Annotated in this window: 21 protein-coding genes; 7 read left to right on the top strand and 14 right to left on the bottom strand. The window is 67.3% G+C overall.

The features are described 5' to 3' along the window. The 7 genes from ACFWPK_RS06150 to ACFWPK_RS06180 all read right to left on the bottom strand — a co-directional run. The coding region (locus ACFWPK_RS06150; RefSeq protein ID WP_378913481.1) for a hypothetical protein at nucleotides 1-1,085 on the bottom strand (1,085 nt) is incomplete at its 3' end. 1,158 nt (nucleotides 1,086-2,243) lie between these two features. Continuing rightward, entirely contained in the window at nucleotides 2,244-3,839 is a 1,596-nt protein-coding gene (locus tag ACFWPK_RS06155) for a GMC oxidoreductase (RefSeq protein WP_378913482.1), read from the bottom strand. 49 nt (nucleotides 3,840-3,888) lie between these two features. Then, the gene (locus ACFWPK_RS06160; RefSeq protein ID WP_378913483.1) at nucleotides 3,889-4,494 is read right to left on the bottom strand and encodes a DUF305 domain-containing protein; all 606 of its coding nucleotides are present in this window, start codon (nucleotides 4,492-4,494) and stop codon (nucleotides 3,889-3,891) included. A gap of 20 nt (nucleotides 4,495-4,514) precedes the next feature. Next, nucleotides 4,515-6,056, bottom strand: coding sequence for an LVIVD repeat-containing protein (locus ACFWPK_RS06165; protein WP_378913484.1), 1,542 nt, complete (start codon nucleotides 6,054-6,056; stop codon nucleotides 4,515-4,517). 174 nt (nucleotides 6,057-6,230) lie between these two features. Next, on the bottom strand, nucleotides 6,231-7,379 hold the full coding sequence (locus ACFWPK_RS06170; protein ID WP_378913485.1) for an AI-2E family transporter: 1,149 nt from the start codon (nucleotides 7,377-7,379) through the stop codon (nucleotides 6,231-6,233). Between the two features lie 112 nt (nucleotides 7,380-7,491). Next, entirely contained in the window at nucleotides 7,492-9,282 is a 1,791-nt protein-coding gene (locus tag ACFWPK_RS06175) for an FAD-dependent oxidoreductase (RefSeq protein WP_378913486.1), read from the bottom strand. Next, nucleotides 9,275-10,696 carry an NAD(P)/FAD-dependent oxidoreductase gene (locus tag ACFWPK_RS06180; protein WP_378913487.1) on the bottom strand — a complete coding sequence of 474 codons (1,422 nt, stop codon included), beginning with the start codon at nucleotides 10,694-10,696 and terminating at the stop codon, nucleotides 9,275-9,277. Before ACFWPK_RS06180 ends, ACFWPK_RS06175 begins: the two co-directional genes overlap by 8 nt. Before the next feature lie 202 nt (nucleotides 10,697-10,898). Here ACFWPK_RS06180 and ACFWPK_RS06185 point away from each other — a divergent pair, with 202 nt between their 5' ends. Next, entirely contained in the window at nucleotides 10,899-11,537 is a 639-nt protein-coding gene (locus ACFWPK_RS06185) for a TetR/AcrR family transcriptional regulator (protein ID WP_378913488.1), read from the top strand. Between the two features lie 31 nt (nucleotides 11,538-11,568). Here the strand turns inward: ACFWPK_RS06185 and ACFWPK_RS06190 are convergent, their stop codons facing one another. After that, the gene (locus ACFWPK_RS06190) at nucleotides 11,569-11,733 is read right to left on the bottom strand and encodes a hypothetical protein (RefSeq protein ID WP_378913489.1); all 165 of its coding nucleotides are present in this window, start codon (nucleotides 11,731-11,733) and stop codon (nucleotides 11,569-11,571) included. Nucleotides 11,734-11,895: 162 nt separating this feature from the next. On the opposite strand from ACFWPK_RS06190, the gene ACFWPK_RS06195 reads away from it, so the two are divergent. Together ACFWPK_RS06195 and ACFWPK_RS06200 are read left to right on the top strand one after the other, a co-directional pair. Then, on the top strand, nucleotides 11,896-12,813 hold the full coding sequence (locus ACFWPK_RS06195; RefSeq protein WP_378913490.1) for a helix-turn-helix domain-containing protein: 918 nt from the start codon (nucleotides 11,896-11,898) through the stop codon (nucleotides 12,811-12,813). Nucleotides 12,814-12,839: 26 nt separating this feature from the next. After that, nucleotides 12,840-13,670, top strand: coding sequence for an SAM-dependent methyltransferase (locus tag ACFWPK_RS06200; RefSeq protein ID WP_378913491.1), 831 nt, complete (start codon nucleotides 12,840-12,842; stop codon nucleotides 13,668-13,670). Nucleotides 13,671-13,672: 2 nt separating this feature from the next. On the opposite strand, the gene ACFWPK_RS06205 is transcribed toward ACFWPK_RS06200, so the two are convergent. Further along, nucleotides 13,673-14,983, bottom strand: a complete 1,311-nt coding sequence (locus ACFWPK_RS06205; protein ID WP_378913492.1) for a flavin monoamine oxidase family protein — start codon at nucleotides 14,981-14,983, stop codon at nucleotides 13,673-13,675. A gap of 66 nt (nucleotides 14,984-15,049) precedes the next feature. Between ACFWPK_RS06205 and ACFWPK_RS06210 the strand changes: the two genes are divergently transcribed. Then, nucleotides 15,050-15,619 carry a TetR/AcrR family transcriptional regulator gene (locus ACFWPK_RS06210; RefSeq protein WP_378913493.1) on the top strand — a complete coding sequence of 190 codons (570 nt, stop codon included), beginning with the start codon at nucleotides 15,050-15,052 and terminating at the stop codon, nucleotides 15,617-15,619. On the opposite strand, the gene ACFWPK_RS06215 is transcribed toward ACFWPK_RS06210, so the two are convergent. Both ACFWPK_RS06215 and ACFWPK_RS06220 read right to left on the bottom strand, forming a co-directional pair. Further along, entirely contained in the window at nucleotides 15,620-16,903 is a 1,284-nt protein-coding gene (locus ACFWPK_RS06215) for a class I SAM-dependent methyltransferase (RefSeq protein ID WP_378913494.1), read from the bottom strand. 63 nt (nucleotides 16,904-16,966) lie between these two features. Then, nucleotides 16,967-17,359: a hypothetical protein gene (locus ACFWPK_RS06220; RefSeq protein ID WP_378913495.1), complete on the bottom strand. Its 393-nt coding sequence runs from the start codon at nucleotides 17,357-17,359 to the stop codon at nucleotides 16,967-16,969. 170 nt (nucleotides 17,360-17,529) lie between these two features. Between ACFWPK_RS06220 and ACFWPK_RS06225 the strand changes: the two genes are divergently transcribed. Continuing rightward, nucleotides 17,530-17,787 (top strand): hypothetical protein, encoded by a 258-nt coding sequence (locus ACFWPK_RS06225; RefSeq protein ID WP_378913496.1) that lies wholly within the window; start codon nucleotides 17,530-17,532, stop codon nucleotides 17,785-17,787. Continuing rightward, nucleotides 17,784-18,167: a DUF1304 domain-containing protein gene (locus ACFWPK_RS06230; protein ID WP_378913497.1), complete on the top strand. Its 384-nt coding sequence runs from the start codon at nucleotides 17,784-17,786 to the stop codon at nucleotides 18,165-18,167. Before ACFWPK_RS06225 ends, ACFWPK_RS06230 begins: the two co-directional genes overlap by 4 nt. Before the next feature lie 29 nt (nucleotides 18,168-18,196). On the opposite strand, the gene ACFWPK_RS06235 is transcribed toward ACFWPK_RS06230, so the two are convergent. After that, nucleotides 18,197-19,402, bottom strand: coding sequence for an AI-2E family transporter (locus tag ACFWPK_RS06235; protein ID WP_378913498.1), 1,206 nt, complete (start codon nucleotides 19,400-19,402; stop codon nucleotides 18,197-18,199). Between the two features lie 26 nt (nucleotides 19,403-19,428). Continuing rightward, nucleotides 19,429-21,273: a glycoside hydrolase family 15 protein gene (locus ACFWPK_RS06240; RefSeq protein ID WP_378913499.1), complete on the bottom strand. Its 1,845-nt coding sequence runs from the start codon at nucleotides 21,271-21,273 to the stop codon at nucleotides 19,429-19,431. Nucleotides 21,274-21,507: 234 nt separating this feature from the next. Here ACFWPK_RS06240 and ACFWPK_RS06245 point away from each other — a divergent pair, with 234 nt between their 5' ends. Continuing rightward, a complete protein-coding gene (locus tag ACFWPK_RS06245) occupies nucleotides 21,508-21,699 on the top strand; it encodes a hypothetical protein (protein WP_378913500.1) in 192 nt (63 codons plus the stop codon). Here the strand turns inward: ACFWPK_RS06245 and ACFWPK_RS06250 are convergent. Beyond that, a complete protein-coding gene (locus ACFWPK_RS06250; RefSeq protein WP_378913501.1) occupies nucleotides 21,689-22,690 on the bottom strand; it encodes an AraC family transcriptional regulator ligand-binding domain-containing protein in 1,002 nt (333 codons plus the stop codon). The genes ACFWPK_RS06245 and ACFWPK_RS06250 overlap by 11 nt on opposite strands. Nucleotides 22,691-22,890: the final 200 nt, after the last annotated feature.

Here is a 22,890-nt window from a genome sequence, read left to right on the forward strand (position 1 = left end):
CCGATCACCGACAGTCGCCGCCACGGCGAACATGATGCCCCACCCGAGGACCTATCGGACGAGAACCGGAAACTCGATTGGGAGACATGACCTAGTCCGTCGCCCAGGATTATGACGTCGCCACTGTCGACGGCCTTGGCCAGATGCTCGGCGAGTGGTGCCCGCTGGTCGATGTCCACGAAGTCGGCGATCGCTACGTCGATCAGCCGGGTGATAGTGATCTGTTCGGGTCGCCCTTCGAGCAGGCGTGGCAACGCGACTCGGATGGGAATCGGTGCATGAGGATGCGTCGCACAATGCGCCGCGATCTCCCGTAGCGCGACAGATTTGCCGGCGCCGGGTTGACCCATAAGCAACATACGTCGCCACCGCCGGACATATTTCAGCAGGTCGCTGCCTTGGCGTGAACCTCCGACTCGGACGCGCATGCCGGCGAGGAGGTTGTCGACGGCGATCGGTGGAAGATCATCCGCAAGCAGGCTCAGATCAACTCGTCCCGCACTGGAGGCGATCTGTTTCAGGTAGGCGGCGACAGCGGCTCGACGAGCGGCGATTCTGCCTCCTGCTGCGCCTTCCCAGTTGGGGGTGGGCGCCAGGCTGGCGATGGTGAGTGTGGTCACCCATTCTTCGATATCACTGCTGAGGGCTTTGCCAGCTCTCTGGTGCAACCGATCGGCAAGAACGGCGACTGCCTGGGGGCCATTTCGGCCGCCTACGATGGGATCCATCATCGCCGCTTGTACCGATCGCGCTTCGCCTGTTTCAGTCGCTCCCGAGATGGTGAGCACTCGTGCTCGGCTGAGGACCAGCTCGCGAACCTCTTCAGGGATCAGATCGGTCAGCACACGGAGCGTGCTCTGCTCTGCTTTGGTGTCCATCGGCTGACCTTTCCGGCGCCGCTGTAGAACGTTGTCGAGCTGCCGCGCGGAACCGGTGAACTCCTCGCCCGCAATGACGAGCAGATCCTGCTCACCGAGTAGCGGGGCCTGGCCGACCCAGCCCGCGATCGTCTTCTTCAGCGGATCGCCCGCGTTTACCGCTCGCTTGGCGGAGATGAACGCACGACGCCCGTCGGAGAAGGTCACACAGATGTCGTCTGTGGGGTCGGCGGTCTCGAAATCGAGCCGCACCGCGTAGACGTTGTCGGGGAGATCCAACCCGGGAATCGGGCGGCTGGCGAGCCCGAATACGGCGAGATGGGTGGCAACGACGTTGCGGAAGACGCTGCCGACCTCGTTGGCCTGACCCGCACGGCTCGCCACAGCCCGCCTTCCTGCTCAACCCTGTATGCCTAATGCCAGCGGATAGTTTGACACACCGAGCAGCTGGAACTCCCTGCCGCTGCCGAAGTGGTCTTCCTCGCTGACGATCCGCTGCGCCGGGTCCTGTGCCTCCCGGCAAAGGTGAGCACCGGACTCGTGAAGTGCACCCTAAAACACCGGGTTCTTCCCACATGGATAGCCGAGTCGTCGATGGCGGACACCATCCAGCGGTCCAACAATTGCTGCGAATCGTCGGCGCGCGGGATCGAGTCACGGAGCTGTAGCGCAGTCGTGGCGGATTCGGGAGGCGGGCTCGGCAACGGTTCTTCGCCGTGATCGAGGGTCGAGTCTCTGAACTGTAGTAGCGCACCGCCTGGATCGTCGTCCGCCAGTACACATTGGGCGAGCTGGAGAGCCCACAGAAACTCCACAGTTTTGACCGGAATCAATGGGAATTGATGCGAATCGATGAGAACGGTCGCTTCGCGAAAACGCGTGGTGCTGAGCACTATTGGGTACTGATCGGTAGGTTTCGGGCAACTGGAACGCGCGCCAAGTGGTCACAGGTTCAAATCCTGTCAGCCAGTGTCGCCGTGTCGCGGATGGTGGCCGCGGGTGAGCTGGTACGTGAGCATCGCGCCTACACGCTCGACCCCGCGTTGCGGGCGCGTCGGACCGAGCTCGCCGCGCCGCCTGTTCGTCTCTGGGGCGGTGACTGTGAGCATGTCGTCATCACTGTTGTGGGCCGTCCGTCGGCCGAGCGCGCGAGGCTGCTCTCGCTTCGTCTGGCCGAACTCCGCGAGGGAGTCTGGCTGCGGCCTGCCAACCTCGTCCGCGCGCTGCCCGCGGACCTGGCCACCAGGTGCGCGACGTCGGGTCGCGCCGGCCCGCGCATTTCGCCGATGCGGCGGCGTGCGAGGGCCGACGTGATCCTGAACCTCGCGCACCGGGCAGCGGTGCGCGGCGACGGGTGTCGGCGGCTCAGATCACCGTGCCCACGTCGGTGTGGACGATGTTGTCGAGCGCGCGTTCGGCGACGGCGGCGATCGTCATCGAAGGATTGCATGCCGCGGTGTTGCCGGGCATGAGTGCGCCGTCGATGACGTAGAGACCGCGCTGGCCGAGCACCCGGCCGTCCAGGTCGCAGACTGTGCCCATGTTCGCGCCACCGAGTGGATGCCAGGTGGAGGGGAATACCGAGCTGGTGTCGAGGAGCATGCTGTCGGGTCCGGCGATGCGGCGCACGGCGGGGTCGATGTGGCCGTCCTGGATTGCCCGGTCGCCGTCGCCGGGCCAGCGCAGGGTCGCGCTGTCGGTGCCCGACTCGTAGACGAACTCGCCGCGCCCGGTGCTCACGCCGTAGCCGACCAGCATCGTGCTGCCGGGGTCGACGGTCAGCGGTGGAATCGAGGCTTGGATGACGGTGAACGCCGCGTTCGGGTCGTCCCAGTTCTTGCTGCCGTATACGACCGGTCCGCCCTGCGCGGTGCCGAATCCGGCGGACGGGTTGCGCCACACATAGATTCGGTCCGCGTTGGTGCCCCAGCCGCCGCCGAGTCCGTCGGGCAGGTCGGGGATCTGGCCTTTCGCGCCTGCTCGCACGAGCAGCCGGGTGGTGTTGAGGCTGCCTGCCGCGAGAACCAGCGTGGGAGTGGTGATGATCTTGTTCTCGAGCACGGTGCCCGTGATGTCGAGTCGGTCGACGCGCACCACCCAACGGCCGTCGGGGGCGCGTTCGATGTCGGTGACCTCGTGCAGGGTCTGCACGTCGACCCGGCCGGTGGCCTCGGCCGCTGCGACATAGGTGACGTCGACGGAGTTCTTGCCGCCGTTGTTCACACCCATCGCGCCGTCGCCGTTGGTATAGGACGGCTTCATCTCGCCGCGCAGTTCGGCCAGCGCGTAGTCCCAGTCGATGGGCATCGGGATCTTCGACAGCGGCATGCCGGCGGCGCGCACACGATCGGCGAAAATCCTTGCCGCCAGGTAGTTCTCGTGGTTGACCAGCTCGTCGGGAGCGGTGGCCAGCCCGAGCATGCGGGCGACCCGTGGATAGTGAACCCGGTCCATCAGCCCCCAGTCGAGCTCGGCCGGGAAGTGCGTCTCGAAGACCTCGCGGGTGGGCTGCAGCGACATGCCCTGGTAGATCAGCGAGCCGCCGCCGAGGCCCGCGGCGCACAGTGCGGTCATCCCGGCCCCGGCCACCGCCTCCACCAGACCGGCGTACGGCTCGAACACCATCGGGCGGCCGAACAACACCGGGTTGGAGCGGTGCCAGAGCAGACGCTTGTCGGGTTGAGAAGCGCGCGGGAAGGTCTCGGAGTTGGGGCCGGTCTCCCACCTTCTGCCGCGTTCCAGCATCAGCACATCGACGCCCGCCTGCGCCAGTCGCAGCGCGGTCACGCCGCCACCGAATCCGGAACCGATGACGACGGCCCGGCGCTCGTGCCTGGTCAGCGGCACGCCGCCGGTGCGGACCGCGATGCCGCTGTGGGCCGAGGCGGTGCGCGAGGTGGCCAGGGCGAGCCCGGCAGCCGCGGCGCCGGTCAGCAGTGAGCGGCGGGTGAACTCGGACATGTCAGCAACTTTCATTCTTGGGGGTGGTTCGACGATCAGGAGCGGAGGTTCAGCCGCTACGTCGAGCGAGTAGGAGGTCGAGCAGACCGGCCTCGCGGCCCTGCTCGGTGAGCATGCCGCGCGCTGTGCGCTCGACTTCGCCGCCGGTGAGCAGTGCGTCGGCGGCGGCGGCCATCTCGATGCCGCCGTAGTGATGGCGCTGCATGAGCCGCAAGAACAGCACCTCGGCCTGCGGGCCGCGGGCGGCGGCGAGCTGGTCGAGTTCTGCGGTTGTCGCCATTCCCGGCATGGCCGAGTCGGGTGATGCGGCGGCAGCCCGATGAGGGTGTGTCCCGGACTGGTGCATCCAGGCCATCGGATGCGGGGCGGTGACCGGTGCGCCGGCCAACCGCAACCAGCCGAGCAGCATTCCCAGTTCGGTGCGCTGCGTGTCGGCGATCTGGCCGGCCAGCGTCGCCACCGACGGCTCCACGCCGGGGTCGAGCCGCTGCACCAGCATCAGTGCCTGACTGTGATGGGTGACCATGTCCTGCACGAAGCCGATTTCGGTGGCGTTCAGCACCGGCTGCCGCGTGGGTTCATCCGAGATCAGCACCGGCCGCAGCGCCATGCCCATCGCCAGCAGTAGGACGGCGAGACCGGCCACGGCCGACACACGGACAAGTTTGTGCCGGTTCATGACCCGGTGGTCGATGCCTGATCGGCAGGCGGGGTGTACACCGTCGGTGCGAGCTCGAGCGCCACGAAACCGTTGTCCGCACAGGTGGTCCACAGCTGGTTTCCACGCCATTCCGGCGGCGAGAAGCACCAGTCCGTGGACAGATCACCGAAAGTCAGTGTGCCGGTGCGCGAACTGAGGGCCTGCTGCGGATCGAACTGCCCCTGCAACATCGCCTGGGCCACGGTCGGGGCCGCCAGCAGCGGTGGCCCGATGATCGAGGCGAGCGCGTGCGGTGAGTTCCACAATTCGGCGTTCTCGTTGGTGCGCGCGGGCGGGTTGAAGTAGGCGATCTCGCGAATCGCCGCGGGATCGCGCACGTCGAACACGCGGATGCCAGAGGAGGTCCAGCTGCAGGCCAGGGCGGTGGGGTCGGTCGGCCGGTCGGCGGCGCAGTAGTGCGCGTCGTAGGCGAACAGTGAGCCGCCCGAGGCCGAGGCGATCAGGCTGTCCTGGTTCTCGGGCAGGTTGATCGCGAGTTTGATCGACTGCGTCAGCCGTGGTCGGCGCTCGTCGGTGACATCGATGAGCTTGACCCCGCCCGAGCCTGCCTCGTCGACGGCGAAGACGTACGGCGTTCCCCGGTAGGTCACGGGAACGGCATGCTGGGTGGCCCAGCCGTCGGACCACGGCATGTCGGCCAGTTCCTGCACGCGTGGTTCGGCGTCGCGGCGCTGCACCGCGCTGACATCGAGGATCTTCATCCCGCCGATGTTGTTGGCCAGATACATCCGGTTGCCGTCGGGTGAGATGCCGAATCCGTGCATCGACAACCCGGGCAGGCCCTGCCAGATCACCCGTGGGCTCGCCGGATCGGTGAGATCGACGGCGCTGAGCAGACCGGGTGCCGTTCCCGAGGCCCAGTAGGTGCGCCCGTCGGGGGAGAAGCCGCCCTCATGTGCGGTGATCGGCACCGGCAGCGCCAGATCGGTTCCGGGTCCCGGATTGAGCAGTCGCGGGTGCGCGCAGTCGGAGATGTCGTACACCGACAACAGCCCGGCACCGGTCAGTGCGGGAACACCCGCGCCCACCAGCAGTTTTCGCGCCGCGTTGACCTTGAGGCTCTCCCAAGTCCCCGCGAGCATGGCTGGTTCGGTGAGGGTCGTGGTCTGTACCGGCGCGGTCGGATCGGCGATATCGAGCACTCGCACACCCATGTCGGGGCCGAGCAGATTGCCAGGGAAGAAGGTGCCGATGTAGGCGCAGTGGTCGTAGGTCACCGAGGTGATGCCGCCACCACGGCCTGCGGAGCTGCCGAGCAGACGCATATTGCATCGGAATCCGTCACGGGTGCGGCCGCTGTCACGGTCGGCGGCGGGCACATCGCCCTGCAGTCCGGTTTCCGGGACGGAACCGGGTAGGCAGTCGGCCGGGCTCACTGCCTGCGCCGTCGGGGAACCGGCGGCAGGCTGGGTGGACGCCGCACCGAGCGGCATCAGCAGCGTTATCGCCGCGACGGCGGCGCAGCGTCGCGCCGTCCGTGTGAACAAGGAGGTCATGGGTTGGGTGTCGGCCCCGTCGGTGGGGCCGCCTTTCCGGGAAGATGTCGGGCGGCTGCAGTAGTTGGGTGCGGCTCGACGTCTGCCGCATCCATGAGTAACCGTGTTACTGGTGGCGCGACGCTACCACTCGGAGAACGGTGCCCGGACCCGATTCGCAGGTATTGGGTCGGTTCAGTCGTGGGTGGGCGCGGCTGCGGTTCGTTTCCGGCGTGCTGTCGTCTGTTCGATGCGCGGATCCTCGGTCACCGCGAAGTGCTTGACGTACTCGGACAGGAACGCCTGCAATGTCGCGGTGGCCGGGATGGCCAGGAGCGCACCGACCGCTCCGAGTAGCGCACCGCCTGCCAGTACGGACAGCAGTGCGATCGCGGCGTTGACGTCGACAGTGCGCGCGGTGATCCGGGGCTGCAGCAGATAGTCCTGGAACCACTGGTAGACGACCGCGAACAATAGGATCCACACCGCGTCGAGCGGGTCGACGGTCAGCGCGACGAACACCGGCACGATCGCGGCGATGTAGGTGCCGATGGTCGGGATGAACGCGGAGATCACGCCGAACCACACGCCGAGGGCGATGGGGTTGGGGATGTGCAGGATCGACAGGAACACCCCGTGCGCGATCGCGGAGATGATTGCCAGGAGCACCCGCGAATAGAGGTAGCCGCCGGTTTTGTCGATGGCGAGGTCCCAGGCGTGCAGGAAGGTCTGCTGACGGGCGGGTGGCAGGAGCGAGCACACGGTGCGCCGAACCCGCGGGCCGCCCGCGGTGAGGTAGACGCTGAACAGTGCGATGGTCAGGATCTGGGCCAGACCGCCGAGGACCGTTGTGGACACGCCCCAGGCGTTGTCGGCGGCGGTGTGGGCGTAGCCCTCGATCAGATCGGACTCGTGGAGCAGTCGCTGACTCAGATCGTGCACCGTGAAGTGCTGACCGAAGGTGTGATTGATCCAGTCGACGCCCTCGTTGAGCAGGCGCGGCGTCTCATGGGCCAGGTTGGTCGCCGTTTCCACCAGCAGCGTCACCAGCGCGGCGAGAAACGCAAGTACACAGGCGAAGGTGCCCACGAACACCAGGCCGGTGGCGAGTCCGCGCGGGACACCCCGTCGCACCAGCACCGCGACGGCTGGTTCCATCGCCAGGGAGACGAAGAACGCGACGAACAGGACGATCAGGAGCCCGGTCAGTCGGTGGAACGCCCAGTCGGCGAGCAGGAACAGCCCGAAGAACACCAGGGCCAGCACCATCGCCCGAGGCAGCCACTTCGGCATTCTGGTCCGCGCGGGCGCCTGCGGGGTGTTGTCCGGGGAGTCGATGTCCACGGCTCCCAGTGTCGCCCCGGACCTGCCCATTTTCCGGCACCAACGCGGCTGTCGGTGCCCGCAACGTCGACGTGGGATTCCCCGGTCGCGAATGGGCCGTTGTCGACGAGGTTCAGCCGTCGAGCAGGTGCGGGAGGCCGGCGCGGAAGCGATCGGCATCGATGGCTTTGGCGGCAGCGAACGCGGGCAGGGATACCAGCGGGAAGATCTGCGCGCGTGGACTCGGGTCGTCGGCGGCATCGAGGATGGCGTTGGCGGCGGCGCGGCCGGATTCGTTGGCTCCCTCCATGGTCGCCAGGTCGATGTGGTTGCGCACGTGATCACCACCGAAGTAGAGGTTGGGAATCGCGCAGTGCGCGTCGGGGCGATTGTCGTAGGAGCCGATCGTGTTGACCAGCAGTGGGGTTTCGTTGTGGATGTCGCCGCCGGACCAGGTGATGCCGGGGTCGAGGTGCCAGGAATGGATGTCCTCGTCGCGCAGCCAGTCGGTGCCGGTGTTGAGCCAGGCCTTGAGCTGAGCCCAGGTCTCGGTGGCGATCTCGTGCGCGGTGCATTCTTTTGCGGTGCGGCCGAAGCGGATTCCGGGTGTGTCCCAGTCGGAGATGTCGACCGACAGGCATTCCAGCACCGAGCCGTCGCCGTAGGTAGCGGAGAAATCGCCCACCCACATGGGCGCTTGGCGCAGGGCGGTGAGGGCCCAGGGGGAGCCGAGTGCGGCGATGTGTCCTTCGGGTATGTCGGTCGTGCGGCGTAGGTAGTACTGGATGCCGACCATGCAGTCGGTGACGAGGTTTCGCATTCCGCCCAGGCGTGGATCGGCGTCGATGATCGCCTCATCGAGGAGATCGACGGTGCGGTCGACGGGCATGGCGCACAGATAGTGGTCGGCGGTCACCGTAGTGCTCCCGCTCGTGCCGGTGACCGTCGCCGACGCGATGCGGCCGCCGGACATCCGCAGTGCGCCGAGTCCATGACCCAGCACGAAGCGGACCCCGAGCGATCGCAGATACTCGACCCACGGATCGATCCACGCGATGCTGGTCGGGCGGTTGAGAATACGGTCCACGCCACCGGAGAACTGCGGGATCGTGCCGGACGCGGCGAGGACGAGTGCCTCGCCGATCGTGCCGATGGTGCGTGCCGAGCTGGTCTGAGGTTTCGCGGCGACGGTGATCCGGGTGAGCGCGTTCACCAGATACTTCCGGTAGGCGGGCGACTTTCCTTCGGCGTGCATGATCTGTTCCCAGGTCACGTATTCCCACTGGCCGAAGCGCCGTTCGGTGCTGGAGGTGAACCACACGAGCATCTGTTTGGCGAAGAACGCCAGCTCGTGCGCGGGTAGTTCGGGGATGAACCCGAGCGCGCCGATGATGCTGTTGTGCAACAGTTCTGGCGTCAGCTGGCTCAGTCCACCGAGCTCGACAGGGGCGAAGATCGGCGGGAGGTCCTGGAATCCGGCGACCGTACCCTCGACCCGCACCAGGTTGTCGAGCACGCCGTTCGGGTTGCCGGGGAACGGGATTCGGCGCATCGTGTCGGGAACGTGCTGATAGCAGCCGGGGAAGAAGCGGAACCCGTGCTCGCCCGGCAGTTCCTGGCGACCGGGTGACGCCGTCCCCGGCACACCCATGCTGCGCGCCTTGCCGCCGAGGAACGCGGGTTCGTAGACCGTGACGTCGTATCCGCGCTCGGCCAGTTCGTGGGCCGCGCTCAGTCCGGCCATGCCGCCACCGAATATCGCCACCGTCTTGCCGCCGGAGCGCAACAGTGGCGAGCGCCGCGCGCTCGGCCCGGCGGCGGCGACCGGGGGAGCGACGGCGAGCGCGGCTCCGGCGACGAGTCCGGCGCGCAACGCGGTGCGGCGGGTGACCGGGGCTGACAACGGTGTCGGCTGATCAGGCATGGTGTTCTCCTGGACCTGCGATGGTGAGGGTAGAGCGCGGCGTGGACGGTGGCGCGGCGAGCGGTGCGCTGCCACGCAGAGTTGTTCGCGTGGTGCGCCGTTCGCGGGTCGAGTCGCGGATCTCGCGCGCCATGTCGGTGAGGACGGCGGGCAGGTGTGCTCGCTGATGGCGCAATGCGCGGACCGCGAGACCGAGCGCGCGTGTCGGGGTGTACAGCTCGGCGGGCCGGTGGGTGCGAGAGAAGATGCCCACGGTGATCTCCGCCAGCTCCGGATCACCGACGGCGGCGCGGTAGAGCTCGATCTCCAAGGGCCGCATGTTCTCACCACGGGCCAGCCGATTGGTCCAGTGGAAGATCTCGCGACACTCGATGACGCGACGGCACTCCCACTGCGACAGCGCGGCGTCGAGTGCGTGCGGGTCGTCGAGTGCTTCCACGACCGACTCCGCGAGCGTGCGTCCGTAGTGCAGCGCGTCGCGGATGCCCTGTGCGGTGACGGGATCCTTGAAATGTCCGGAGTCGCCGGGCAGAGCCCAACCAGGACCGGCCGAACGACGGAAGTACGAGGAGATGCCGGTGGCGGAACGAACCCGGCTCACCCGCTCACAGTCGCTCAGTCGGCTGGTCAGGTCCGGAATCCGTGCGAGAGCCTCGGTGTAGCGGCGTTCCGCCGCACCGGGACCGCGTCCGTGGTCGCTGACGGCGGGCGGCTGCACCAGACTGAGCACCAGGCCGTCATCACACGGGAAGGCGGTGCCGAGGTCGGCGCCCACACGCCACTGGGCGGCGATGTGGCGTGGGGCGTCGGCGGTGTCACGCCAGTACGCGAAGAAGCAGTCGCGCCCGCTGGGCACGGTCAGGAACGGCCGTTCGGCGCCCACCTCCCGGGCGATGGTGCTGCGCCGCCCGTCCGCGCCGACGACGAGCGCGGCCCGGAGCTCCACGGTCTTGCCCGCGGCGTCGAGATAACGCACACCGGCGCAACGGTTTCCGTCCCACACCACCGAGGTCACCCGACAGCGCGGCCGCACGTCGGCGCCCGCGGCCACCGCAGTGCGCAGCAGCGCGGCGTCGAGTCCGGTACGGCGCACGCACATCGCGTAGTCGATGCCGTCGACCGGCGGAAAGCCGGAGCCGACACCGTAGCCGGCGCCCTGTGCGTAGGCCCGCGTCAGACGTGGCGCGCCGAGGGCTTCGACTGCTGCCAACGCGTCGAGGCGCTGGAGTTCGGCCAGACCGCCCGGCCAGAGCAGATGGGTGGACAGCGTGTCCGACGGCAGAGCGGCGGCGTCGAGCACGACGACGTCGTGGCCCGCCTTCGCCAGTGTCGCCGCGGTCGCCGATCCCGCGCAGCGCGTGCCGACCACGACGACGCCGACTCGTTCGACCGCGGTGGCAGGGGCATCGACCATGGGAACCACCTCGGTCACTGAGTCTCGGACAGTATGTCCGATTGATGATGAGGCGGGCCGCGCGCAGGTGTCAACAGCGAACCGGGACAGGGGGATTGGCGCGGCCCCCACCCCGCCGCCCCGGCCGCCCGCCGCGCTACGGGCACAATGGGCGCATGGTCAATGTCAGCGCATCAGCTGCTGCATCGGCGACGGATCGCCGATGCCGTCGCTGACCCGTGTCCCGCGATCGGCGCGCAAACCCACCGACGATCGGCGGGCCGAATTCGAGCGTCGCGTACTGACCGCGGTCGAAGACCTGCTCGCCGACGGAACGCCGTTCACCGAGCTCGCCGTGCAGAAGATCGCGGCGGCCTCCGGGGCGGCCAGGTCCACCTTCTATCGCTACTTTCCGGACAAGAGCAGGCTACTGATCCGGATGGCGGAATTGGCGACCACCGATCTGTTCGCAGCGGCGGAATCATGGTGGCGCGCCGAGCACACCGATCAGCAGGCCGGCGTCGTGCGAGCGATGCGCGCGATGATCGGCGGTTTCTGCGACCATCGCTATCTGCTGCTCGCCCTCAGCGAAGTCGGCTCCTACGACCGGGAAGTCGGTGCCTACTGGCGTTCCAGGGTGGCGACCTTCGCCGAACTGGTGCGTGCGCGGCTGGAGGTCGAACAGGCCGCGGGCCACATCGGACAGCAGCTCGATCCCCGCGCTACCGCGCTGGTGCTCACGTCGATGGTCGAACGCACGATCTCGGTCGCCTTCGCCGCCGAAACCGGTATCGGGGAGGAGGAATTGGCCGAATCGCTCGGGCGCGCGATCTGGCTCGTCATCTATGGTGACGCTCCTTAGTGCGCGACCGGGCGCCGCGCTCGTTCCCCGATCAGCCGAGCGCCTCGAGCTCGCGTTCGATAGCTGCTGCCGCGTAATGCATCCCGGTGCCGCGCAGGTGCTCGATCCTGTTGTGCACCTTGTCGATCCCATACGATCGGACGACCTCGGCGATCCCGACCCTGCCGCACGAACCGGCGGCGAATCCCGCAGTCATGTCACTCATTTTCATTGTCCAGCCCCCAACGGGAATCCCTACCGATCCCCTCGTGAGTCTACGGCCATGCACGTGCATCTGCACGTGCAGAGCGTTGGGCATCGGGATGTAAGAGGTTGTGGCACACTCAGGTTCGCGAACTTGTTGCCGACAGGAGTGGTCGTGAGTGAGGATTTGAGCGCTGTCGCCGGCGCCTGCACCGGGCAGGATCCGGATGACGATCCTGCCCTGCTGCGCCGGGTACTCGGGGTTCGCCTGCGGCGGTTGCGTGAGGCGGCCGGCATCAGCGGCGACGCCGCCGGCCGGGCGATCCGCGCCTCGCACTCGAAGATCAGCCGACTCGAAGCCGGTCGAGTGGGCTTCCGCGTCGCCGACGTCGACGATCTGCTGACCGCGTACGGCGTGCGCGACGGCGATCTGCGCGACGAATACCGGCGACTCGTGCAGCGGGCCAATCGGACCGGACGGTGGCAGGCCGGTCCGGATCTGACGGTCGCGCGACCGGATACCTATCTGGCACTCGAGGACGCCGCCGCGATGATCCGTTGCTACGCGCCGAACCTACTGCCCGAACTGGTGTGGACGCCCTCGTACGCGCACACGGTCTTCGCGATCGCAGACCGGCAACCGGCCACCGACATCCAGCGCCGCATCGAATTGCTGGCCCGGCGGCAACGACTGCTCACCCGTCCTGATCCGCCCCGGGCGTGGTTTGTCATCGAGGAAGCCGCGTTGCGCCGCCCGATCGGCGGGTCCGAGATCTGGCAGGGGCAATTGGAACATCTCGCCGAGCTGGCGGACCGTCCCAACATCACTGTGCAGGTGCTACCCGACTACATCGGCGGCCCCGCTATCAGCGGTACCCCGTTCACCATGCTGCGGTTCGCGGCGCCCGAGTTGAGCGATATCGCGCACTTTCTGCACCTGTCGGGCCCCCAGTTCCTCGAGAAGCCCAGCGAGCTGGACCGATTCAACGGTGTCTGGGATCGGTTGTGCGTCTGCGCCCTTCCGCCCGAGCAGACCACTCAGCTCCTCGACACGCTCCGGCCGACCCCCACCACGGTCGACCTCTCCTTGTAGCCGAAACCGATCAGAACAGAGATCCGATGCCCGACAACGCCCTCGGTGCCCAGCTGTCCACCGACGTCGACACCACCATCGCCCACGAAGCACGCGTCTACGACTACTGGCTCGGGGGCAAGGACAACTACCCCGCCGACCGTGCACTCGGCGATGTCATCGCCGAGCATGTTCCCGCCATCAAGACGATGGCGCGCGCCAACCGCGCCTTCCTCAGCCGAGCGGTCCGCCACCTGGTCGGCGAAGCGGGGATCACCCAATTCCTCGATATCGGCACCGGAATACCCACGGCCGGAAACACTCACGAGGTCGCCCAGCAGCTGGACCCCAATGCGCGGGTCGTCTACGTCGACAAAGACCCGATCGTGCTCGCCCACGCCCGAGCGTTGATGAGCAGCACCCAGCAGGGGCGCACCCGCTTCATTCACGCGGACCTGCACGACCTGCGGTCCATCCTCGACCACCCCGACCTCGCGAGCACTCTCGACCTCACCGAACCGGTCGCCATCATGCTCGTCGCGATCATGATGTATTTCCCGGACAGCGACCGTCCGCAGGACATCATCGCCGAGCTGCTCGACGCGGTCCCCGCCGGCAGCTACGTGGTCATCACCCATCCCACCGCGGATTTCGCACCCGAGGCGATGGCCGGAGTCAAGGCCGCCGCGGAAGCTTCGGGCATTTCCTTTCACCCCCGCAGCAACTCCGAAACCAGCGAGCTGTTCACCGGAACCACCCTCATCGAGCCGGGTCTGGTCCCCGTAGCCGCCTGGCGACCCGAACTCGTCGACCGTCCTGTCGCCGTCGCCGATGCCGAAAGCGCCTGGTACTGGGCGGGTATCGGTCGCAAGGACTGAGTTCAGGTAGCGGCGCGCAGGGTCCCGATCTCCGCCAGGATCGCCCCGGCCGCGCGTTCTCCCGACCGCACCGCACCCTCGAGATACCCGGTCCACTGTGGCGCAGTTTCGGTGCCCGCCCAGTGGATCGGGCCGGTCGGCCTTGCCGCCCGCGTCAGGGCGTGGAGCGTCCCCGGCATCGGCAGCGCGCTGTAGCCACCACCCACGTGCGGGTCGTGATGCCACGACTTCTCATGCCAGCTCAGCGGGTTCATCGTCCGCGGACCGAAATGGTCGGCCAGCGAGGCCAATACGGTGTTGCGGCGATCGTCTACCGAGAGCCGATCCAGAGCGCGCGCGGCGCGGCCGGGGACCAATACGCACAGATGCCCTGGACCGTCGGTCGGTGAGATATCGAACGAGACGGGAACCGGACCGCTCAGGTCGAGAACTTCTCCGCTGTATCCGTTCTCGCGCCAGAACGGGGTGTCGTAGACCGCGACCGCTTTGTAGATCGTGCCCATCACTGTGCTGGTCTGAGCCCGCAGGCGTTCGGGGGGCAAGGGCGGCTCGTGCGCGATCGCGTCGGCGATCGGCGGCGGTGCGGTGACGATCGCCCGGATGGCACGGATCGGTCCGGACGGGGTGTCCACCAGGACACCGTCGGCCGTGCGCGTCATGGCCGTGACCGGTCGGCTCAGGTGCACCACCGGCCCGAGTTCGGTGGCCAGTGCGTCGGCGAGACCCCCGGCTCCGCCGGACAGGAGTGATTCCTGTGCGCCACCGGCGGTTCCGAGCATGACCCGCAATCCACCCGCCGACCGGATCCCGGTCCCGAGCGCCCCTACCGACACCTGGTCGAGGTCACACGCGAGCGCTTCGGACAGGACGACTTCGAGCAACCGCCGCGTCCGGCTGCCGGGAATCTGTGCGATCCAGTCGGCCACGATCACCTGGTCCGAACTCGCACGGAAAGGCAAGCGGGACAGCACCTCCAGTCTCAGCAGTGCCAGTCCGGCCGAGAGTGTAGTCAGCGGTGCGGATCCGATCCTGCGACCGCCGTCGACCAACAGCGGTGTTCCCTGCGAAGCGGTGGGGAACAGGCGGATACCGAATTCCGCCGCGAGTGCGGTCACTCGCGCGTGATCGTGACCGATCCACTGGCCACCCAGATCGACCGGCGTGCCAGCGGCGGATCGCTCGGTGTAGGCGCGTCCGCCCACCCGATTCGCCGATTCGAGCACGAGAACGTCCACACCATTGGAGTGCAGCGCCCGTGCCGCGGCCAGACCGGCGAATCCTGCCCCCACGATGACAACTGTTGTCTCTTCCATGACCGCCTCCCAGTTGTGCAACATGTGTTGTACAACAAGTGTGACATAACCGGGTAGGCTGTGGCTATGCCTCGACATGTCGATACCGCGGCCCGACTCGTCGCCGTCGGTGATGCGGTACTTTCCCTCGCGGTCGAACAGGGATTCGGCGCGGTGACAATTCGTGCGGTGGCCGACCGCATCGGCGCGTCCACCTCGGTCGTGACCCACTACGTGGGCGGCCGGGACAATATGCTGCGCCTCGCGATTCGTCGTCAGATCGACCTGCGCCGCGCCGAGGGCGAGGCAGTACTCGACGAGGTGAAGGGTGCGGCGGGCCTGCGTGCACTCGTCGAATGGGCGGTGCTGAGTCCCGATGAGCAGACGCACAGGGTGTGGCTGGCGCTCGTGCTCGGCAGTCGTGGCGACCCTGTTCTGCGTGCCGAACTCGATCTGTTCAACGACTGGTGGGACGGCCGGGTGCGGCGCCTGCTGGCCGACACGGGCATTACCGAGCCCGATATCGATGCCGCGTGCGACGTCCTCGATGTGATGGTCGACGGGCTGGTGCTCACAGGGTTCGACGAGGGGCGCCCGTGGTCGCCCGCACGTCGCAAACGCGCGCTGACCGCGCTCTGGAAGGCCCTCGACTTGTAATTATCCCCAGATACGCCGGGTCGCGGGCATATCGGCGTTCCCCGTTGCCTCCGGCACCACGCCGAGAACCTGGTGAATCCCGAGTCCGCCGTCCTCGAAGCCCAGCGCGGAGGCGGCCATATAGAGACGCCAAACTCGTGCTCGCCCCTCGCCGACCAGTGAAACCGCTTGTTCCCACGCGGTTTCCAGATTCGCGACCCAGTGGCGCAGGGTGCGCGCGTAGTGCTCGCGCAGGGCCTCCACATCACGGACCTCGAATCCGGCGCGTTCCATGGCCAGTACGACTTCGCCCACGTCGAGGAGTTCACCGTCCGGGAAGACATAGCGCCCGACGAAGGAACTGTTCCGCATCACGGAGCCGCCCGGGGAGGAGATGGCGTGGTTGAGCAGCCGCCCGCGCGGGCGCAGCAGTGCGCGCAGGGTGCCGAAGTACTCCGCGGCACGCCGGGAGCCGACGTGTTCGAACATGCCGATCGAGGAGATGGCGTCGAACTCTTCGCCGCGCAGGTCCCGATAATCGGCGAGCCTGATCTCGACGCTGCCCGACAGCCCCGCGTCGGCGACCCGCTTGCGGGCGAGTTCGACCTGGGCACTGCTGATCGTGACGCCCACGACCTGCGCCCCATAGGTCGACGCCGCGTGCATCGCCATGGACCCCCAGCCGCAGCCCACGTCGAGCAGGCGCATACCCGACTGCTCGGCCAAACCCAATTTGCGGCAGATCAGGTCGTGCTTGGCGCGCTGGGCGTCCGCCAGAGAGCTGTCGTCTTCCGGCACGAACCGCGCGCAGGAGTAGGTCATGCTCGGTCCGAGCACCAGCCGGTAGAAATCGTTGCCGACGTCGTAGTGATGACTGATCGCCGCCGCGTCGCGACGCTTGGTGTGCAATGGTCCGCGTGGCGGCCGGGCTTCCTCCGGCGGTCGTCGCGGGCGGCGACCGAGCGCCCCGAGTCGGCGCGCCGTGCCGATGGCTTGCCAGGCGGCTCCGGGACCGAGGCGTGCGTCGTTCGGCGCGGTCGACTGGAGGGCTCGAAGCATCGTGAAGATGTCGCCGTCGAGATCCACTGTGCCGGAGACGAATGCGCGCGCCAAGCCGAGTTCGCCGGGCGCCCAGACCAGGTGGCGCAGCGCGTCCTCGGATCGCAAGCGCATCGTGCCGGGGCTGTCACCGTCGGGCCGGATCGAGCTGCCGTCCCAGAATTCGAACCCCACCGCAGGGTGTGGGCCCAATGTGGCCCGCAGCAGTGGTTCGAACGCGGCAGCGATCGTGGCGTTGTTACCCATCCGACCACTATGGCCCGCGTCGCGCCGCTGCAGTGGCAACGACGCGGCGCCATCGGTTCCCGATCAGGGCGAGTCCAGCACGCTTGCCGGCACACCGTAGGGGAGAAACCGCACCCGACGACGATCGTCGGTGTTGTCGCGGTGGGCGCGTAATGCTTCGAGCTCGTTCGGAAAGACCTGGTCGATCCTGGCCTCACCGGTGTCCTCGACGGTGTAGATCGCCCATACTCCGCTGCCGGTCTCACCGGTGGTTTCGCCCTCCGGCGCCGGTGGACGTGTGCCCTGCGGCTGGACGAACTGACCGAGCAGCGACGACAGCGCACCGACGCCGGCCTGATCCACGCGATCCAGGTATCCGGCGGCCTTCCCGAACAGTTCGCTGAGTTCGGCTCCCGTCCCACGCAGTGCGCGTTCGAAGTCTTCCGGATCGATGCCGAACGGCCCAGTGTTTGCCATCGCGTGCCCTCCTGCGGACGAGTTGGCTTGTCTCTCCACAGTGTCCTCGCCGAACGGCATATTCGCCATGATGTCGCTGGTCGGTCCGCGGGTCGGTGCCAGGAATGTGTCCGTTTTGCTCGTAGGTTGATCACAGCCGTACCACTTCCACCACGAGAAGGGGCTCACACGTGTCGACTCACAAGATCGCCGTCGCCACCGGCATCCTCGCCGCTTTCCTGACCGCGGGCACTGTCTCCGCCCAACCATCGGCACCTGCCCCGCAGCAGCAACACAGTGATGTCGCCGGGAACGCGAATGGTGGCAAGGCCGATATCGCGGACGATCCCGGGAGCGAAGCCGACGACAAGGGCAAGGGCAAAGGTAAGGGAAAGTCAGAGGGCAAAGGTAAAGGTAAGGGCAAAGGCAAAGGCGAGGCGGATCGATGACCGCGATCGGATTGGTCTTCATCGGAGTGGCAGTGCTGCTGCACGGCTACATCTTCGTGATGGAGTCGCTGCGGTGGACCGAACCGCAGACGCGAGCGACGTTCGGGATATCCGCGGCCGACGCGGAGGCCACCAAGGAGATGGCCTTCAACCAGGGGTTCTACAACCTCTTCCTGGCCGTTGTCGCGGCGATCGGGATGGGGTTCACCGCGTTCGGCGACAAGGGAATCGGGCTCGCGCTGGTGCTGGCCGGGGCAGGCTCGATGGTGGCGGCCGGTGTGGTGCTGCTGGCATCGTCACCGAGTAAGGCGCGTCCGGCCCTGATCCAATTGATCCCGCCCCTGATCGGTTGCGTCGCCTTGGTGATCGCCCGGCTCTGAGCACGTCCACGGCGATCCGCAGACGAGGGCTATGCGCTGGGATCGGGTGATACGGCGGAGCCGGGCGACGGTGGGGCCACGACAGCGTCGTCCGGATCGGACTCGTCTGCCTCTGGTGGTGTTGCGGTGGCAGTGTCGATCTGCTCGCCGATGTAGCGGATCACCACCGCGACCATCGCGACCACCGGTACCGCGAGGAAGGCGCCGGTGATGCCGTAGAGCGAGCCGCCCGCGGCGACGGAGAGCAGCACGATAACGGCGTGCAATTCCATGCTGCGGCTCTGCAGGACCGGTTGCAGCACATTGCCTTCCAATTGCTGCACCGCGATGACGACGCCGAGCACGATCAGCGCGGTGGTGAGCCCGTTGCCGACCAGCGCGACAAGGACCGCGAGCGCGCCGGCGACGAAAGCTCCGACCATCGGGACGAATCCGCCGATGAAAGTGATCACCGACAGCACCAGCGCCAGCGGAACATCAAGGATGAACAGTGCCGCGCCGATGAGCACGGCGTCGACCATGCTGACGATCGCCTGCGTACGGATGAATCCGCCCAGGGTCGCCCAGACGCGTTCCAGGACGGCTTCGACGTGGCGGCCGCTGCGGTTGCCGAACACCCGATGCATCCAGGGCAGAAAACGTGTGCCGTCCTTCAGGAAGAAGAACACCAGCACCAAGACCAGGAACACGGTGATCAGGAGCGAGGTGGCCGTAGACACGCCGGTGAACACGCCGCTGGCGATCTGCGCGCCACTGGACTGGAGTCGCCCCACGATCGCTTCGACCGCGGAATCGAGTTGCTCGTCGCGAAGGCGCAGCGGTGGTCCCTGGATCCAGTTGCGTACCTGGTTGACCCCGGCGGTGGCTTTGTCGGCGAGTTCGGGTGCTTGATCGGCCACCGAAGGCACGATCAACGCGACGACCCCGGCCAGCAATGCCACGAACGTGAGCAAGGTGATCGACGCGGCCAGCGCCGGCCGTAGCTTGTGCTGGGTCAGCCAGCGGGTCGACGGCCACAGGATGGTCGTCACCACTATCGCCAGTGCGACGGGCAGGATCACCACCCAGAGCCGGGCGGTCACCGTACCGAGTACCCACGCGCCCGCCGCGATCGCCACGATGCACAGCGACCATTTCGCCAGCCACAGGATCCCGCCGCCGATCACGTCACCTCGCTCACGCGACGGCTTCCCGTTCGGTTGCGCCCCACTGGTTTTCTTCACCGGCCCGCTCACGTTGCTAGTTTGGCACGCCTGCCGGATCAGCGCGTCGTCGACGGCGGCTCGTCCTCGGCGCGATCGAGTTCTTCGTCGAGCGCGATGGCGGCGGTGATCAGGGCCAGGTGGGTGAAAGCCTGAGGGAAGTTGCCCAGCTGCTCGCCGGAGGGACCGATCTCCTCGGCGAACAGGCCGACGTGGTTGGCGTAGGTGAGCATCTTGTCGAAGGCGTAGCGGGCCTGTTGCAGGCGGCCGGTCCGGGCGAGGGCTTCGACGTAGAGGAAGCTGCACAGGTTGAAGGTGCCTTCGGTGCCGCGCAGGCCGTCGGGTGATGCCGCGGGGTCGTATCGGTAGACCAGGCTGTCACTGACCAGCTCCTTGTCCATCGCGTCGAGCGTGCTCAGCCACATCGGGTCGGTCGGGGACAGGAATCCCATCCGGGGCATGAGCAGCAGCGAGGCGTCGAGCACCTCGGTGGCGTAGTGCTGGACGAATGCCTGGCGTTTGTCGCTCCAGCCCCGTTCGACGATCTGCCGGAAGACCGCGTCGCGTTCGGCTGTCCATCGGGTCACGGCGGCGGGTCTGGCGTTCTCGGTCGCCATGCGGATACTGCGGTCGAAGGCCACCCAGGTCATCAGTCGGCTGTAGGTGAATTCCTGGCGGCCGCCGCGCGTTTCCCAGATGCCCTCGTCGGGGCGGTCCCAGTTGTCGGCGAGCCAGTCGATGAGACCGGTGAATGTCCGCCAGCCGGCAATGGCGGCCATATCCGATTCCTGCGCCAGCGCGTCGGCTGCCTCGCCGTAGATATCGAGCTGGATCTGATCAGCTGCGCCATTGCCCACCCGCACCGGTGCCGAACCCTGATATCCCTCCAGATGGGTCAGGGTCACTTCGTCCAGACGGGGGTCACCGTCGACGCAGTACATGATCTGCAGGGGTTCGCCGGAGGCGGTGCCACCCGCTTCGACCCGTTCGCGCAGCCAGCGACGGAAGGCATAGGCCTCCTCGGTGAAACCGAGGTCGATCAGCGCGCGCACCGACAGCGAAGCGTCCCGGATCCAGGTGTAGCGGTAGTCCCAATTGCGTTCGCCCCCGATCTGTTCGGGCAACCCCATGGTGGCCGCGGCGATCGGCGCGCCGCTCGGGGCGTAGGTGAGCAGTTTGAGGGTGATCGCGGAACGGTTGACCATGTCCCGCCAGCGCCCGCGGTAGGTGGACGAGCGCAACCAGGTCTGCCAGAAGTGACGGCACTGGTCGAACTCGAGGGCGATCGACTTCCACACCGGTGCCGAGGAGACTTCCGCGCCTGCGGGGGCGGTGGTCAGCACGACCGCGGCGCGCTCACCGGCTGACAGTGTGAATCGCGCGGTGATGTCCGCACCGTCGGGGTGCAGGGCGATCGGGTCGGTGGACTGCAGGTGGAGATCGGCGGTGGCGGAACGGAAGACGGCGGTTCGTTCGTCGACGCGATCGAGGGTGTGGGTGGCGCGTGCGTAGTCGAACCGGGGGCGGCACGCGAGGGTGAACGTCAGACTGCCGCGTACCACTCGCACGACCCGCACCAGCCTGTGCCGCGCGGCGGGTTCGGTGTCGCGAATCGGTTCCATGAAATCGGCGACCTCGCCCACACCGTCGGGCCCGGAGAACCGCGTCAACAGGACAGCGGTATCGGGAAGGTACAGCTGGCGGACGGTCACCGCGCTGGTGGTGGGTTCGACGGCGAGCGAACAATGTCCGCCCTTCTCGCTGTCGAGCAGCGAGGCGAACACGCTCGGTGAATCGAATCGGGGAGCGCACCACCAGTCGATCGTCCCGGTGGACGACACCAGCGCCGCGGTCTGCAAATCGCCGACGATGCCGTGCTCGTCGATCGGCGGGTACGTGTTCACGAACGCTCCTCGCCTCGGACCGCCGTCCGTGCGGGCGGTGAGATCCAGCAAACCAGCGAACATCGGTGACGCCCTCACCCGGAACGGGTGAATCCCAGTGCCGGGCCGTTGGATCACGTCGGCACGAGGTTGGCGCGTTCGGCACGAGGTTGGCGCGTTCTGTCCTTGTCGTGGTCCCGATGAAATTCGACACTTACGTTCGTATTGTCGGTCTGTGAACGATGGGAGTGTGCGGTGTCGGTTACGAGGGAGAGCGCCACCGCCTACGTGATCTCCGCGCTGGAGGCGAAGGGAACCGCCACCCGGGACGATTTCGATGTCGCCGGGATAGTGACGGCGTTCCGGGACATCATCGATGGGTGGGACTTCCGGCTGCTGGAGCGGGATACCTTCTGGCAGATCGCCTCGACCTACCTCAGGACGTGATGGTCCCGATCGGATGTGCACCCGCCGACCAGCGTCGAGCCGCCCGGCGCAACGAGCCCGCATCGGAGTAGCCGAGGAGCTCGGCCTGCTTGGTGCCGCTGAGCGACCCCGTGGACACCGCTTGCGACAACCTGGCGCTGCGGGCCCGATCCAGTTCGGCCCGCCACGTGGTACCCGATTCGGTCAGCCGTCGCTGCAGGGTTCGGGGGCTGATGTTGAGGATCCGGGCGACACAGTCGAGGGAGACCACGCCTGCCTCGATGGCCTCGTCCAATGCGGCGGCCACCCGTTCGGGCCAGGCCGAGGCGAGGGTCGGTGGGGGTGCCAGCGCGGCGGCCAGCGGCTGCAGGACCGCGGCCAGTACTGGATCGGCGGTGGTCAGTGGCAGATCCAGGTCAGTGGCGCGGAAGGTCATGGAATCGGTCGGTGCGTCGAATTCCAGTGTGGCGGAACCGAATACGTCGCGAAATCCATCGACACGCGCGGGAGCGGCCTGACGCAGCGAGATGCGCACCGGGTTCAATGGATCGTTGACGACCCGGCGTGCGCGGCTCAGGACGGCCGACAAGCCCCACAGCTGGGTGTGGTCCCGTCCTCGGCCTTCGCCGTCGAGCATCTCGAGATACAGGGTGGACTCGTCCTCGGTCTCGGAGACCAGGTCGAACCGGTGATTGGTGGTGACCGCGGTGACGTAGGGACCGCAGGTGGCCAGGCCGGCGCCCAAGGTCGGCGCGGACGCGAACAGATAGTCGTACAGGCCGAGGCTGGACAGCTTGTAGCGCCGGGCGACCTGCAGGGCGACGTCCGGACCGAGACGATGTTCGCCGACCTCCCACAGTCGGGAGAACGTCGAACTGGGTAGATGCACGTCGTCGCCGGTCATCGACCAATCCGGGACCCCGGTGTCGCGAATGAGCTGCGCACGGTCCAGCCCGGCAGCGTCGAACTGGGAAATGACGAAACGATGCAGCAAACTCTGGTCGGTAGCCATGACGTCTCCTCGTGGCAGCATGCCGATCTGCGAACGGGTCGCGGCTGCAGACGCCGACCGATGGGGGAGAGTCCGTCGGTCAACGTCTGTCGTTTCGAGATCGGCACCTCTGGTTTGATCCGGTTCTACAGTATTCGACCCCGTCATGTCCGTAGAGCGCCGGATATTCTCGAGCCGGAGTAGGCGTGTGCCCGCAAAAA

Source organism: Nocardia sp. NPDC058519 (assembly GCF_042719755.1).
Taxonomy (GTDB): domain Bacteria; phylum Actinomycetota; class Actinomycetes; order Mycobacteriales; family Mycobacteriaceae; genus Nocardia.